Source organism: Pseudomonas mucoides, from assembly GCF_015461845.1.
Lineage (GTDB): Bacteria > Pseudomonadota > Gammaproteobacteria > Pseudomonadales > Pseudomonadaceae > Aquipseudomonas > Aquipseudomonas mucoides.
The window spans coordinates 363,317-376,826 of sequence record NZ_JACOPW010000002.1; the positions used below are offsets into that span (position 1 = coordinate 363,317).

Consider the following 13,510-nt stretch of genomic DNA (forward strand, 5'->3'; position numbering starts at 1 on the left):
ATCGGTCCGTCCTAGACCGCCAGGACGCTGCAGGGCACCTGATACAAAATATGTTCGGTCGTGCTGCCCAGCAGTTTCTCCATCCCGTGGTATTGGACTCTGCCCATCACGATCACATCCACGTTGTGCTTGTCGGCGAACTCGCTCAGCGCCGAAACGGGATGTCCCAGAATGAAATGCCGACGGTTGGCAGGCACACCGTACCGACCGGCGAATGTCAGGAACGATTTTTCCAGCTCTTTGCGCAGCCCCTTGGTCAGCTCCGACAGTTTCAAGCCACCGCCCAATTCCTCCAGGTAGTCTTCCGTAATGTCATAGGCATACAACAGGTGCAACTCGGCATCACACTGTATGGCGAGGCTGGAAGCCTGTTGGATAATCCGGTCATTCAATTCGCTGTTCTCGGGCCCAACCGCCGAAGCATCAACCGCCGCCACGATCTTGAGCGGCAAGGCATGGTGCGCCCCACCCACCAGATAAACCGGTACCGGACAGTGGCGCAGCAAGTGCCAGTCCAGGGGGGTGAACAACGTGCGCTTGAGCGCTGATTCATGCTGGATTTCCTTAATCAACAGGTCGGGTTGCAACTCCTTGACGTGATCCAGGATGTCTTGCTCCACGTCATCCGCCCACGCCACCTCGGTGGTCACCTCGACCCCTTTGGCACGCAGTTGTCTGGCCTGGTCTTTCAGCCAGTCGCGATGGTCCTGCAGGTAACGCTCTCGAGCCTTTTCCCGGTCGCCTTCTTCAAGCAGCGGCAACAATTTCAACGTCGGGATCAACGCCGCAATATGCAGACATGCACCGCTGGCCTTGGCGAGCGCTGCTGCATGGTCGATTGCCGGAGAATGGCGCAGCGCCAGGTGGATGATGAGTAACAACCGTTGATACTGGCTCATGGTCTGACTCCAGGCAGAGGGCTTCAACGCTTGCCGCTGATCCTCGCGGAACTCAGCCGTTGCGTCGACGCCGGACCCAGTACCAGCGTTGATTCAGGTTGCTCCGCTGGAATGTGCCAGACGTTGATAAATATCAAAAACCGGCGTGAAGCCCACAAGACGCGCAGCCTTTCATTCCACCGCACTTGATCAATATCAATCGGAGCGGGCCTTCCCTTCTTCACACTGCCGAAAAGTCCGCAGACGGCGTGGAGGCGAGAATGAACAACCTGCAAGACGAGGTCATTGCCTTTCTCTCCAGGCCGTCCAGCTACGGCACGTCAAACCAGCCCGTGGAGCGTATCGAGACCCATGGTTCGGTGATTTTTCTGCAGGCCAACCGCGCCTATAAACTCAAACGCGCCGTGGCGTTTGCCGAGCTGGATTTCCTCAGCCTGGAAAGCCGGAAAAACGCCTGTCAGGCAGAATTACTACTCAATCGACGAACAGCACCGACGCTGTATTTGAGCGTGTGTTCGATCAATCGCCAGGCGGATGGCCAGTTGGCGCTCGATGGTGGCGGACAGGTGGTTGACTGGCTCGTGGTGATGCGCCGTTTTGCTCAGAATCGGCTGTTTGACCGCATGGCCATTGAAGGACGTCTGACGGAACCGATGATGGAACAATTGGGGGGCGAGATCGCTCGCTTTCATGCCAACGCACACATCACCCCTTCTTTCGGTCGCATCCCGGACCTGTACGAAGAAATCGAGAAAAACCATCGGGAAATGTCGCGTTATCCACCGATCCTCGACCTTGCGACAGTCACCGCGATTGCTCATGCCTCCCGGAACCTGCTGGAGTCGTTGAACGGCTGCCTTGAAGATCGCCGCCATAAGGGCCGCGTTCGCCGTTGCCATGGTGATATGCGTTTGGCCAATATCTGCCTGCTCGACGGTACGCCGACGCTCTTCGATGGCATCGAGTTCAGTGAGCGGCTTTCCTGTATCGATGTGCTCTACGACCTGGCTTTTGTGCTGATGGACCTGCAACACCATGGGCTGAACAGGCTGGGGGCGCGTCTGTTGTCCAGTTACCTCAACCACAGTGATGTGCAGGAAGATTGCAAACCCTTGGCGTTTTTTCTTTCTTTGAGGGCTGCTACGCGCTGTTTCTCCCTCGCGGGTGCAGCGCTACGTCATGTCGATCCGGCCAAGCGATACGAGAAGAAGGAAAAAGCGGTCCAGTTGATGCACCAGGCACTGAGTTACTTGCACGGCGAAAACCCGATCCTCAATCACCTGGCAATGACTGAGGCGTCCTCCTATACATGAGCGCTACCCACCACCGGATTTTCATTCAGGAAAAGATGGCTGGGCGGGTGATTCCTTTTCCGGAATATCCGTCATGGTCGCCTCGGTCAGCAGCAAGATACTGGCGACTGAAACAGCATTTTCGAGGGCAATCCGCACCACCTTGGTCGGGTCGATGATGCCGGCTTCGTACATGTCGACATAGCTATTGGTGGACGCATCGAAGCCAATATTCCCTGGCTCCGCAAGCATGCGCGCAACCACGACGCCGGCATCCACGGCCGAATTTTCAGCGATGAGTCTGGCCGGGGCTTCCAGCGCCCGGCGAAGAATCTGCAAGCCGGTCCTGGCATCGCCCTCATAACGGGCTTCTTCGGCCGCAATAATCGGGACAGCCTTGAGCAACGCAAGCCCGCCACCCGGCACAATGCCTTCGGCGATCGCCGCCCGGGTCGCTGAAATGGCATCGTCCAGCGCATCTTTGTGCGCCTTCATTTCCGCTTCGGAAGGCGCCCCGACACGGATCACCGCAACACCACCCGACAGCCTGGCCAGTCGTTCCTGAAGCTTTTCCCGGTCGTAATCGCTGGTCGTACTGTCTATTTGCGCACGGATCTGCTGCAACCGAGCCTCGATGGCCTCGCGTGTGCCGGCGCCCCCTATTAACGCCGTGCTGTCTTTTTGCACCACGACTCGATGTGCACGCCCCAACTGGTTCAGTTCCACCTGTTCAAGGGGGACGCCCAGCTCGTGGGAAACCACGGTTGCCCCCGTCAGAACGGCCATGTCCTGAAGCATTTCCTTGCGCCGATCACCAAAGCCCGGCGCCTTGATTGCCACTGCTCGCAGAACACCGCGTATCTGGTTGACGACTAGCGTGGTCAATGCCTCACCTTCGATATCGTCCGCGATCAAAACCAGGGGTTGCCCGCTTTTAGCGACGAGCTCAAGCAAGGGCAGCAAGTCTTTGAGTGCACCGATCTTGTGGTCACAGAGCAGCAGGTAGGCGTCATCGAGTTCGACCTGCATCTTTTCGGCGTCGGTGACGAAATAGGGTGAGACATACCCCCGGTCAAACCGCATGCCTTCCATGACTTCGACCACTGTTTCGGTGGTCTTGGATTCCTCGACACTGACGACGCCTTCAACGCCGACCTTTTCCAGGGCGTCTGCCACCAGTTGACCGATGACGGCATCGTTATGCGCTGACAGCGTGGCGACCTGAGCCTTCTCCTTGGGCGTGCTGACGGGACGCGACTGAGTGGCGAGGGATTCGATGACCAACAAGAGGCCACGATCCAGGCCGCGCTTGAGGTCGATCGCACTGGCACCCGCGACGACGTTGCGGATGCCATCGGCCAGGATGGCATGGGCCAACACCGTTGACGTACTGGTCCCGTCCCCTACCGCATCACCTGTGCGTTCGGCCGCCTGACGCAGCATTTGCGCGCCGAGGTTTTCCTCGGGGTCGAGCAGGTCAATGCGTTTGGCGATCGTGACGCCATCATTGCAGACCGTCGGATTGCCCCACTTATTCTGGATCAGTACCGATTTTGATTTCGGCCCCAGCGTCACACGCACGGCGTCCGCCAACTGTGTGGCGCCACTCAGGATTTTCTCGCGAGCTGCAGCACGAAACACGATTTTAGTGTGAGCCATCAGGGTGCTCTCCTGGCCAGTTCCATAACAAGTGCGTTTTGGCAGCTTCTATGAACTGGCCCGTGCAACGTTGACTTTTATCAACAAACTCACAACGCCACCAAGCCCTCGGCTGCCGCAAAGAATGCGCGCGCCGTAGGGATGACCGACTGTCAGCTCACGTCCCGGAATTGACACAGATCAATTCGCGCCGCCAGAAACCGAGTCCAAATGAAGGTGTGTTGAGCAGGCTGAAAGGAGAAGGGATCTGTTTTTGGTCTCGGTCACAGGTGAGATCTTTTTCCATTTGATGTGTGAGGAGAAACGCCATGGACAAGTTTCAGCAGAGTCAAAAAAGCAAGCTGTTCAAAACATCCACTCATGACCCCTATTGCTTGCAGAAGGTTGAAGGTTCAGCCATCTGCCCGCAGTGCGACGCGGTCTATCAAGCCGGAAACTGGACCTGGAAACACCCTGAAAACACGGTCGTCCATAACGCGCAAACAGCGACGTGCCCAGCCTGTCGGCGCATCAATGACAACATGCCAGCGGGGACGCTTACGTTATCGGGCAGCTTCTTGCTCAAGCATCGAGACGAAATCATCAGCCTGATCGAAAACACCGAAAAAAAGGAAAAAGCCGAGCATGCCCTGGAACGCATCATGGACTTGACCGATTCAGCGGGTGACCTGATCGTGACCACGACTGGCATTCATCTCGCGAATCGCCTGGGCCATGCACTGGAGGCCGCGTTCAAAGGGAACTCTGATTACCGGTACGGCGACAACGAGTATGGCTTGAGCGTCGACTGGACACGTGACGAATAGAACCGGGCGCGGTTGTCTCAACAGGGAAAATGGAGGGGGACCAGGACACCCCCGCTCACCTTCTTGTGCTACCCGAGGGCGTATGAATATGGCCATCAATGAATCAGCCCTGCAGCCTGCAGCCAACCTTCAATCGACCAATGGCAGCATGGCGTTGTTTTCTGAAGCCGACCGTCTGAACGATAAAGCCTACGCCCTGTTGGACGAGCCCGTTTCGACGCACACCATCCATAAATTTACTGAAGCAAAAAAACGGGCGGATGAAAAATACCGACAAGCCTGGCAGGAATGGCGTCATACCAAGGGCAAAAACGCCCGATGACAGCACGTGAAGGCTTGAGCCATGCCTTTCCCGTCATCCAGAGACAGGCGTGACGATGGATCTGCGATGGCGCTTCGAGCGCTGACGACGGTAGAAAATACGCTTCACACATTCAGCTGACGCCATGTACACCAGGCTGATCGTCAACACCACCGCCAGAATATGGAACGGCAGTGGCACCAAGCCGAACCATGGCGCTAGCGCACTGTACGGTAGCCCGATTGCAAGCAGACCAATGCCCAGCGCACTGATCATCAGCAGTTTCGCCGGGCGGCTTTGGTAAAACGGCCTGTAAGTGCGCACGATGAAAATCGTCAGCAGTTGGGTCAGCAGCGACTCAACGAACCAACCGCTGCGGAATACTTCGGGAACCATGTCTGCGAGCAGGTACAAGGCTACGAACGTCAGCATGTCGAACAACGAGCTCACCAGCCCGAAAACCACCATGAAATTGCGGATTTCAGTGATGTTCCACCGATGAGGCGTGCTTTCCCATTCGCGATCAACGTTGTCGTTGGCAATCCCCATGGAGGGGATGTCAGACAGGAAGTTGTTGAGCAATATTTGCTTGGCCAGCAGGGGCAGGAAAGGTAACGCCAGAGAAGCCAGGGCCATACTGATCATGTTGCCGAAGTTGGCACTGGAGACGATGGAAATGTACTTGAGGGTGTTGGCAAAGGTATGCCTGCCCTCTTCGATGCCTTCGCGCAGGACATTCAGATCGTGCTCCAGCAACACGAAGTCGGCGGCTTGTTTCGCGACGTCGGCGGCGTTGTCCACGGAGATCCCGATATCGGCCACTTGAAGCGCGGGTGCATCATTGATGCCATCGCCCATGTACCCGACAACATGCCCGGTCTTCTGCAGGGCTCGGATAATGCGTTCTTTCTGATTGGGATCGACCTCGGCGAACAGGGTCGTCAGCGGGGCCAGGTGCATCAACGCTTCGTCTTTCATCGCTGACAGCTCAGCGCCGGTGATGATCCGCTCAACGGGAAGACCCACCGCCATACCTACGTGGCGGGCCACCAGATGACTGTCGCCGCTGATGATCTTCACTTGCACACCGAGCTTGTCGAGGGTGGCAATGGTGTCTTTGATTCCCGGTTCTGGAGGGTCAAAGAACAATAGAAAGCCGCGAAAGGTCATGTCCTTTTCTTCATCCCGGCCATAGTGTGGCTGATCCGGCAATGTACGGGTGGCAAGCCCCAGGACTCGAAACCCCTGCTCGCTCCAATCGGCGAAGCGTTGAGCAATCGACGCGAGTTCTGCGTCGTTCAGCGCGATAACCTGATCACCTCGACGCCTGTGCGTGCAAACCTCAAGCACATTGTCCAATGCCCCCTTGGTCACCATCAGTCTGCTGGCCTCGGGCGCATTGGCCACCACCACGCTGAGGCGCTTGCGAACGAAGTCATAAGGGACTTCATCAAGCTTGCTGACGCCTGCGCAAGGCAGGTCTTTGCCGGCCAGAGTGATGGCATCGTCCATCGCGTTGCGCATTCCGGTCTGGAAGCTCGAATTGAACACCGCCAGTTGCAAGACATCAGAGGCGACGACGCCTTCTACATCCATGGCACCGTCCAGCACCACGACCCCCCGGGTCAGCGTACCGGTCTTGTCGGTACACAGGATGTCCATGGCCCCGAGGTTTTCGATGGCATTGAGGTGACGCACGATGACCCCTTTGGCCGCCATGCGCTGCGCGCCTTTGGCCAGCGTGATACTGAGGATCGCCGGCAACAGTTCCGGCGACAGGCCGATGGACAAGGCAATGGCGAACAACAGGGTGTCGAGGGTTGGGCGATGCAGCAACATATTGATGCCGAACACCACAATCGTGATGACCAGCATCACCCGCAGCAGCAAGCCACCGAAGTGGCGCAGGCCACGCTCAAATTCAGTTTCGGGGGGCCGTAGCGCCAAGGTCTTGGCGATGTGGCCGATTTCACTCTCCTGGGCATAGCGCGTCACCACCACCTCGGCAGTGCCGCTGCGCACCGAGGTGCCCATGAACACACAATTGTGGCGCTGCCCCAGGGGGGCATCGGGGGCGCAATCACCGGGCAGCTTTTCTACCGGAAAGGTTTCCCCCGTCAGCAGGCTCTCGGCGATGAAGCAATCAAGCGCTTGTATGATGCGGCCGTCAGCGGCAATCAGGCTGCCGGCACTGAGTAACAGGATATCCCCCGGCACCACCTCACTGGCGGCCACTTCCAGGGGCTTGCCCTCACGACGTACCATCGCCCGCAAGGCAATCTTGCTGCGCAGCTGTTCCACCGCCTGGCTAGCCCGACTCTCATACCAGGCGCTGAGTACCGCACTGATCAGCACTATGCACCACACAATCGCCGCGTCGAGCCAGTCCCCCACCACCACGGCCACCAACGCGCCCACAATCAGAATCAGGACCAAGGGGGTGCGCATTTGCTCCAGCACCAGTCTGGTCAACCCCCGTGGCCGGTCCTTTGCCTGGACCGGGGCACTGCGCATTCGGGCCCTGGCCTGAGTTTGGCTCAACCCCTTTGGGGTGCTGTGCAGGGTACTGAACACCTGGCTGACCGGCGGGCTCCAATAATCGGCGTTTTTGTCACGCGTTGTTTTTTTGCCTGTCGATTGCCATTCGCGATGCGCCAGCCAAAGGCCCGGCACCATCGGCAACCAGAAGGTTAATCCGCGAAACAACAACGTGGCCGAAAGCGCCACCGCAATGTTCACCCCGACCCAATGCAACGTCACCACGGCCGCCGCCTCGAAGGCACCGAGACCACCCGGCACAATGCCGATACTGCGCAGCACACTGGCCAGCATGAATCCGGCAAAAAGGCCCAACGGCGGTGCCGAGACGCCCAGCGCTCGGACCAGCACCCATAACGTTGCGCTATCAAGCACAATGATCGCTAACTCCAGCAGCGTAACGCGCCAGAGCAAGGCGTGACTGCGAACCAGATTTTTGTCGGCGCCGGTCAGTAACGAAACGCTCTTGGCGATAATCGAAAAACCCTGGCCCGGCACATGGGCAGCCAGGCGGCTATTACCCGCCAGTCTTGGGATGATCACCGCCAGAACCAGGCTCACCGCCACAAACACCACACAAGTGGTCAGTACCGTGGCCGTCGCATGCCCCTGGAAAATCACCACCGGCAACGCCACGCCAACGGACAGCACGTAGGCCAGGAAGTACCCGGACACATCCAGCACCAGACACGCCAACACCACCGGTTTGGCAAACCCGAGTCGCACAAACGAGGCGACCACCGCAAATGCGCCGCTGATACCGGAGGACGGCAGTGCTTGATCGACAAACAGTTTCATCAAGCTCAACTTGCCCGAATCCCAGAGTGAAAGGCGCAGGTCCCCGGCCTTGAGCACCACGCGAAACACCTGCCCCTGGGCGACATACGTCAGGGCTTGCAAGCCGAAGGCAGCGATGAGCCACAGCGGTTCTGCCTCCACCAGCAATCGCGTGAAGGATTCGACATCGGTGAAGTGCAGCGCGACGCCAATGACCGTCACAAACATCGCGGCCCCCAGCAGCCAGGTCAGCCAGAGCGCAGGTCGACTGTAATGCGGGTCTTCTTCAAAGACAGGCGGGTGATTCAGGTCCGGATTGGGCGGTTTAACAGACATGCCGTGCCCCTGAGCCATTGAGCAGGAGCCTTGATTCTGGGCGCGTGACGACGAGTCTCTTTGATCAATGTCAACTACTCTCGCCCGCCCCCTCGCCGATTATCTCCGTACCCGTCTACGTGCCCACGGCTTCATGGCTGGAAAGCATCAGAAAGTTGATCCGAGTCGCCTGCACTCTCTGATTTTTGTCTACTGATCGCCGGCTGTCGACTCGCGGAGGCACTCACTGACGCCTTGTTGATTTAGCTCAATGTCTTGGCGCCGCTCAGGCGTAGAAAAAACCAATAGGGCTCTTGCGGCCCGCCAATACCGGATCAGACAGAGGACACAGACATGAGCGACTTGAGCCTGCGTAAAACCATATTGGAAGAGCTCGAATTCAAGCCCGATATCGAAGCAGCCAACATTGGTGTAGCCGTGGACAATGGCGTGGTCACGCTGTCCGGTCACGTCAGCAGCTACGCCCAGAAAATCAGCGCGGAACGCGCGGTCAAAGGCATCAATGGCGTACGCGCGCTGGCCGATGAAATTCAGGTCAGGCTGGATAAATACGCCGGGACTTCCGACGACTCGATCGCCACCCGCGCCTTGAAAATCATCCATTGGAGTTCCGACGTTCCCGAAGGCGACGTCAAAGTCATCGTGCAGAGCGGGCGGATCACTCTGGAAGGACAAGTGGACTGGCAATACCAGAAAGAAACCGTGGAGCGCTCGGTGCGCAAGTTATCCGGCGTGGTTGGCGTGTGTAATCGCCTCACCTTGCGCCCTCGGCTGGATGTCTTTGATATCCAGCAACGCATTGAGGCCGCGCTAAAGCGTAGCGCCGAAGTGGATGCCAAGGATATTCATGTCACCGTCGAAGGTGATGTGGTGAGGCTCGAAGGCCGGGTTCACTTGTGGCGCGAACGCCAGATTGCAGAACGGGCCGCCTGGTCGGTGCCAGGCGTAAGCAAAGTGGAAGACCATTTGCTACTTGCGTGAGTCAATACCCTGGGGAGCCGGTGGTTCCCCAGGACGTGCTGCTCAATTCCGCCGAACCGGACGGATTCGATCCTCGTAAAGGCGTCGGACACTGGAGCCATTGGGCAGGCATTTGCACGATTACCTACGGGAGATTTGTCATGTCCGATCAAACACGTTTCATGCTGGTCGTTCCGCCCCTGATGGAGAACAATCCCGCTTTCGATCGGGCCGCCGCGCTGGCCAAAGCGTCGGACGCGGCACTTCACATTGTGGCATTCGACTACCTCGAAGGGCTGGCGACTGCCGGAATGGTCAACCAGCAAGCGCGGGAGCAAATGCGAATCAGCTACGTCGAGCGCCATCGACAATGGTTGGAAGACCAGGCCCGTCCGTTGCGCAAAAACGGAGTACACGTCACAACTGAAGTCGTCTGGGTAGAAAGACCCTTGCAGGAAATCCTCATCCATCTCAAAGAACAATCCATGGCGGTATTGATCAAGGCGCTGGAACACGAAACGCTGCTATCACGCCTGATGTTTACTCCGTTGGATGTCCATCTGTTACGCGAATGCCCGGTGCCCATGCACTTCGTCAGCCACATGCACCACGCATTGCCCCGCAAGATCGTCGCTGCGGTCGACCCTTTTCATCGCAATGGGCAGTACAAAAGTTTCAACGACAGAATTCTGCAAGAAGCCCAAAAACTGGCGAGCACCTGTCATGCAGAGCTTGACGTTATCTATGCCCATGACCTTTCATCCATCAGCGCAGATGAATTCGGCTTCGCAAATGGCTCGACGTTTTTCTCATCCAGCAAAGCCAAAATGCTATTTGACGCACAGGCTGATGCCTTTCGTGAACTGTCTGAGCGCAACGGTATCCCGCCGGAACGCCAGCATCTGATCATGGGTAACCCCGTCAAGGTGCTTGCCAGCTACGCAGCAGCGTATGAGACCGATGTGATTGTGATGGGACGAATCGGGCACCGGACAATGGACCGGTTTATCGGCAGTACGGTGGAACAACTGCTGTTCAAAATGCCATGCAGTATTTGGGTCATTTCCCCGCAGGTAATCATTGAAAGTGACGTTCACTGACGGGGGCATGTTTCGCCATCCTCTCAGTCATCCAATCACCGGGTAATCCACACCGTGGTGCGCCCCATTCATCAACCTCCGAGACAACGCCAAGCTCCCCGCTACACTTCCTTATCTGCGCCGCGCTATCGCGTCATGCTGGATGCGAGCAAATGACCGACTGCTGAGGGGCACAGCCTGAGAACGGAGTAACGGATGCTTTATTTTCAGCAAATGTTGGGCACCGCCGTGTTTGCCATCACCGGGGTGCTGGCTATCCAGAAAGCGGGGGTCGATGTGTTCGGCGCCGTGGTGCTGGGCATCATCACGGCTATTGGTGGCGGCACCGTTCGCGACCTGTTGCTCGATCAACCGATTTTCTGGATCGCGGACTTCAACTACATCTGGGTCGCCTTGATTGCCGCCGCGCTGGCTTTTTTTCTCACCAAAAGATTCCAGCAGCGCTATCGCCTTTTGCTGTACCTCGATGGATTTGCGGCCGCGCTGTTCGGATTGGTCGCTACCGAGAAAGTGCTCGGATTGCATCTCGCGGCGCCTTTTGCCGTGATGATGGGTGTACTGACCAGTATTGGCGGCGGCATCGTGCGTGATGTTCTGGCCGGCAGAACCTCGTTGTTGATGTCACGTGAGATCTACGCCACGCCGATCCTGCTGGGGTGCATCGTCTATGTCCTGTTGCGCGATGCATTCCCGACTATCCAGGTCGCCGGCTGGATTGCCTTGCTCTTTACCTCGGGCCTGCGGTTTCTCGCCATTTACAAGGATCTGCAAATGCCAACGATTTTATCCACCCGGCAGGGGTAAAAATGAAGCTAATGTTCGATGTTACGCGCAATGAACCTTCCAACGCTGATCGATCCGAACGGTGTTGCTGGTCAGTAAAAATCTACTCAGGAGCTTGGTTATGAGAATCATCGCGACGCTTGTATGCACACTCTTGTTTTCGCTGGCTTTGTCATCGCCGTCTTTTGCCGCTTCAAATTGCAATAACGCCGGCAGTGCCAGTGCTGCCAAAAACTGCGTTAAAAACAACAATGATCAAAAAGGTAAAGGCAACTGCAATGGAAATGGTAACTGCGACAAAGCCAAGGAAGCCAAAGACAAATCTGATGATTATTCGGTCAGTTGCATGGAGATCAACAACATGACCCTGCGCCGTCAATGTCTTGATAAGCGCAGAGATTGATTGACAGGCGTCTGGTGGGTAGCGAAGGCACTTCGATTGAGTGAAGGCGTGCCCTCGCCGCTCTCACCGATACGACCTAACGGCCAGTAGACAGTAGCACGAGAAAATACCAACACGTGCATAAAACGACCTAGAACACAGCGGCAATTAAGCAGATTCTCTCGCTCGCTCTCCCGCAGGCCTGGCCTGCGCAGGCTGACAATTGAGTGGTCGGTTCAGTTCTGGTCATCAGGACTGCCCGCACTCATAAAAACCGTGACTACACTGACCCAAGTACATCGCTTGTGCCATGAGGGGGCGACCATGCTGGATTACTTCGCGCTAGGCCTGTTGTTCTTTGTCGGGCTGGTCCTGTTCTACGGAATCATCGCGCTACACGACATACCCTATGAAATAGCCGTACACCGCAATCACCCGCACCAGGATGCGATCCATGCCACCGGCTGGGTGAGTTTGTTCACCCTGCATGCGCTTTGGCCATTTCTGTGGATCTGGGCGATGGCGTACCGGGAAGACCGGGGCTGGGGATTTGGTGATGGCAAGTCACCACAATTTCATGTTGCTCATCTGGAACAACAGGTTGCCGATCTGCAAAGTCGCATTGAGCGACTGGAAACGGCAACAGGTACTGCGCTGGGCACGCCAGCGTCGGACAATCGCGGTGAGGGAATCTAAGCCATGGATCTTCTGCTTGTTTTGACCTATGCCGCCATCTGCACCGCCATCTTCAAGATCTTCCGCATACCACTGAACAAATGGACGGTGCCGACCGCAGTCCTCGGTGGGATCCTGATCGTGGGCGCATTGATCTTCACGATGAACTACAACCACCCGTACTCTGAGGTCGCGCGCTCTTACTTCGTCTCCGTGCCGGTCATTCCGGTGGTCAGTGGCCAGGTCATCGACGTGCCGGTCAAGGGTAATGAGCCTCTGGAAAAAGGCGATGTGCTGTTTCGCATCGACCCTGCCCCGTTCGAGTACAAGATCCAGTCCATCAAGGCACAGTTGCTATCAGCGAAAGCTGATCGAGCCCGAATCACTGAGCTGATCAAGCGCAACTTTGCCACCCAACGTGAACTGGACGTCGTCGTTGCTCGCTCTGACGATTTGCAGGCACAACTGGAAAATGCTCAGTATGAACTGGACAACACCACCGTTCGCGCCCCGAGCAAAGGCTTCGTCACCCATGTTTCCTTGCGTCCGGGCATGATGGCGACCAAGTTACCCTTGCGTCCTTCCATGGTGTTCATCCCGGATGAAGGGCATTACTTTGCCGCGTGGATGCGTCAAAACAGCCTGTTGCGTTTGTCGGTCGGCGATGAGGCAGAAGTGGCTTTTGATGGCATTCCCGGCAGGGTGTTCGAGGGGCGGGTCAAGACCGTCGTCAACGTTATCGCAGAGGGACAAGTTCAGCCCTCTGGAACATTGACCGGCTTCACGGGCTCACCGCCGGCCGGCCGGGTACCGGTCATTATCGAGATCACCGATCCGGACTATGCCCAATACAGCAGCCAGATGCCGGGCGGCGCGTATGGGCAGGCGGCACTCTATAGCCAGCACTTTGAGCATATCGCAATGATGCGCAAAATCCTGCTGCGCATGGCTGCCTGGATGAACTACATCTTTCCATTCCATTAATAAATGACAGGCGTCCCC

Annotated in this window: 12 protein-coding genes; 9 read left to right on the forward strand and 3 right to left on the reverse strand. The window is 57.0% G+C overall.

Translation table 11 applies throughout. From position 1 onward, the window contains the following. Positions 1-11: 11 nt before the first annotated feature. On the reverse strand, positions 12-899 hold the full coding sequence (locus tag H8F22_RS10220; RefSeq protein WP_059182937.1) for a universal stress protein: 888 nt from the start codon (positions 897-899) through the stop codon (positions 12-14). Positions 900-1,159: 260 nt separating this feature from the next. Here H8F22_RS10220 and H8F22_RS10225 point away from each other — a divergent pair, with 260 nt between their 5' ends. Next, complete coding sequence (locus tag H8F22_RS10225; protein WP_027923117.1) at positions 1,160-2,212, forward strand: phosphotransferase; 1,053 nt, start codon at positions 1,160-1,162, stop codon at positions 2,210-2,212. Positions 2,213-2,233: 21 nt separating this feature from the next. Here the strand turns inward: H8F22_RS10225 and groL are convergent, their stop codons facing one another. Beyond that, positions 2,234-3,850: a chaperonin GroEL gene (groL, locus tag H8F22_RS10230; RefSeq protein ID WP_027923116.1), complete on the reverse strand. Its 1,617-nt coding sequence runs from the start codon at positions 3,848-3,850 to the stop codon at positions 2,234-2,236. 308 nt (positions 3,851-4,158) lie between these two features. On the opposite strand from groL, the gene H8F22_RS10235 reads away from it, so the two are divergent. Further along, a complete protein-coding gene (locus H8F22_RS10235) occupies positions 4,159-4,656 on the forward strand; it encodes a BCAM0308 family protein (protein ID WP_027923115.1) in 498 nt (165 codons plus the stop codon). Between the two features lie 82 nt (positions 4,657-4,738). After that, a complete protein-coding gene (locus H8F22_RS10240; protein WP_228758754.1) occupies positions 4,739-4,978 on the forward strand; it encodes a hypothetical protein in 240 nt (79 codons plus the stop codon). A gap of 33 nt (positions 4,979-5,011) precedes the next feature. Here the strand turns inward: H8F22_RS10240 and mgtA are convergent, their stop codons facing one another. Beyond that, a complete protein-coding gene (mgtA, locus tag H8F22_RS10245) occupies positions 5,012-8,608 on the reverse strand; it encodes a magnesium-translocating P-type ATPase (protein WP_194940072.1) in 3,597 nt (1,198 codons plus the stop codon). Positions 8,609-8,941: 333 nt separating this feature from the next. On the opposite strand from mgtA, the gene H8F22_RS10250 reads away from it, so the two are divergent. From H8F22_RS10250 to H8F22_RS10275, 6 genes are all read left to right on the forward strand, one after another. Continuing rightward, entirely contained in the window at positions 8,942-9,589 is a 648-nt protein-coding gene (locus tag H8F22_RS10250; protein WP_027923112.1) for a BON domain-containing protein, read from the forward strand. Positions 9,590-9,729: 140 nt separating this feature from the next. Next, entirely contained in the window at positions 9,730-10,668 is a 939-nt protein-coding gene (locus H8F22_RS10255) for a universal stress protein (RefSeq protein WP_027923111.1), read from the forward strand. A 195-nt stretch (positions 10,669-10,863) separates the two neighbouring features. Further along, a complete protein-coding gene (locus H8F22_RS10260; protein WP_027923110.1) occupies positions 10,864-11,472 on the forward strand; it encodes a trimeric intracellular cation channel family protein in 609 nt (202 codons plus the stop codon). Between the two features lie 100 nt (positions 11,473-11,572). After that, positions 11,573-11,854: a hypothetical protein gene (locus H8F22_RS10265; RefSeq protein WP_194940073.1), complete on the forward strand. Its 282-nt coding sequence runs from the start codon at positions 11,573-11,575 to the stop codon at positions 11,852-11,854. Between the two features lie 303 nt (positions 11,855-12,157). Further along, positions 12,158-12,529 carry a DUF3302 domain-containing protein gene (locus H8F22_RS10270; RefSeq protein WP_027923108.1) on the forward strand — a complete coding sequence of 124 codons (372 nt, stop codon included), beginning with the start codon at positions 12,158-12,160 and terminating at the stop codon, positions 12,527-12,529. Between the two features lie 3 nt (positions 12,530-12,532). Further along, positions 12,533-13,492: an HlyD family secretion protein gene (locus tag H8F22_RS10275; protein WP_027923107.1), complete on the forward strand. Its 960-nt coding sequence runs from the start codon at positions 12,533-12,535 to the stop codon at positions 13,490-13,492. The last annotated feature ends 18 nt before the right edge of the window (positions 13,493-13,510 follow it).

Excerpts from the sequence above, each read along its gene's own strand:
- H8F22_RS10220 (WP_059182937.1), bottom strand. The coding sequence starts at position 899 with ATGAGCCAGTATCAACGGTTGTTACTCATCATCCACCTGGCGCTGCGC.
- H8F22_RS10275 (WP_027923107.1), top strand. The coding sequence starts at position 12,533 with ATGGATCTTCTGCTTGTTTTGACCTATGCCGCCATCTGCACCGCCATC.
- H8F22_RS10235 (WP_027923115.1), top strand. The coding sequence starts at position 4,159 with ATGGACAAGTTTCAGCAGAGTCAAAAAAGCAAGCTGTTCAAAACATCC.
- H8F22_RS10270 (WP_027923108.1), top strand. The coding sequence starts at position 12,158 with ATGCTGGATTACTTCGCGCTAGGCCTGTTGTTCTTTGTCGGGCTGGTC.
- H8F22_RS10225 (WP_027923117.1), top strand. The coding sequence starts at position 1,160 with ATGAACAACCTGCAAGACGAGGTCATTGCCTTTCTCTCCAGGCCGTCC.
- H8F22_RS10265 (WP_194940073.1), top strand. The coding sequence starts at position 11,573 with ATGAGAATCATCGCGACGCTTGTATGCACACTCTTGTTTTCGCTGGCT.
- H8F22_RS10240 (WP_228758754.1), top strand. The coding sequence starts at position 4,739 with ATGAATATGGCCATCAATGAATCAGCCCTGCAGCCTGCAGCCAACCTT.
- H8F22_RS10250 (WP_027923112.1), top strand. The coding sequence starts at position 8,942 with ATGAGCGACTTGAGCCTGCGTAAAACCATATTGGAAGAGCTCGAATTC.
- groL (WP_027923116.1), bottom strand. The coding sequence starts at position 3,850 with ATGGCTCACACTAAAATCGTGTTTCGTGCTGCAGCTCGCGAGAAAATC.
- H8F22_RS10260 (WP_027923110.1), top strand. The coding sequence starts at position 10,864 with ATGCTTTATTTTCAGCAAATGTTGGGCACCGCCGTGTTTGCCATCACC.
- H8F22_RS10255 (WP_027923111.1), top strand. The coding sequence starts at position 9,730 with ATGTCCGATCAAACACGTTTCATGCTGGTCGTTCCGCCCCTGATGGAG.
- mgtA (WP_194940072.1), bottom strand. The coding sequence starts at position 8,608 with ATGTCTGTTAAACCGCCCAATCCGGACCTGAATCACCCGCCTGTCTTT.